General features: G+C 62.4%; 1 protein-coding gene. It reads left to right on the top strand.

Features of this window, described 5'->3' with window-relative positions; translation table 11 throughout:
- Positions 1-257: 257 nt before the first annotated feature.
- Positions 258-1030, top strand: a 773-nt coding sequence (locus ACXJL8_RS41880) for a M23 family metallopeptidase (RefSeq protein ID WP_456687124.1), incomplete at its 3' end; no start/stop codon positions are given.

The following is a 1030-nucleotide window of genomic DNA, read 5'->3' as shown; positions in this document are numbered from 1 at the left end:
TGTCAGGACTGTTGGAGGATGGTCGCCTCCGGCAGGACGGCCTGCCAGCCCGTTAGAGGGCGAGTGTTTCAGTTTGATGACAGCGGTTCCAACGGTGTGCTGAAGATGTGGACATGCGTTGGAAGGCCGCGGCAATCCCTGAAGACTGCAAGAAGACCTCTCATGATTGAGCTGCAGGGTGCGGTCTACCTTGCCGCGAAGATGCGCTCATGGTTTGCTCGGGCATTCCTCAACCGCACCGCATCACGAGATCCCAAATGTCGACGCCGCGTATCTCCCACAGGCTGGGATTGCTTGCTGTCGCTGTCCTGCTTGCCGCGCTGAGCGCCGCTTCAAATGCGGCGAGCGCCGAGTTCAACTTCGCCCGCTACAAGGAGACCGATCTCGACGAGTTCCTGGCGCGGAAACGGCCGGCGACGGGCCTCGACGTCTATCCGATGTCGCCGCTGAAGCTCGACGTCACGCTGGCGTCGCACGGGGAGCCGTGCGCCAGCGGAGCGCTGAAGCGCGCGTTGATCATGAGTGGCATGCCCAAGTCTGATGCCGACGGCTTGCAGGCGACCAATTGCATCACGGTCCGCTCCGCCAAGGGACGCGAGCTCAAGGTCTTCATCCAGGATGTCGTCTACGGCTTTCTTCCGAACGAAGTGCCGGTCGGGGACAAACTGTCGCTCTATGCGATCCATGCCTTCACGTCCCCTGAAGGGCCGGGACTTTTGGTCAATGAATTCCTGACTCCGCGAAGTTTTCCTCGCGCCGACAAGCCGGCGGACAAGACGATGACCTCCTGCGGATGCTGGACCCAGGACGAGCATYCCGGCGTCGATTTCACCATGGACAAGGCGGGCGGTCCGGTGGCGGCGATGGCGGACGGCGTCGTCGTCAAGATCGAGGTGAGCGAGCAGGCGCCGGCCGATCTGCCGATCATCGGCGGTTGCGGCCGCTACGTCGTGCTAAAGCAAACCTATCCCAACGGCGGCATCGTCTACACGCGCTATGTTCAGCTCGGCCGCTTTGTCGGGCCGAAGGG

This window comes from Bradyrhizobium sp. P5_C11_2, from assembly GCF_054049755.1.
The sequence above is the reverse complement of the archived record's forward strand: the minus strand, read 5'-3'. Positions and strand labels throughout refer to the sequence as shown.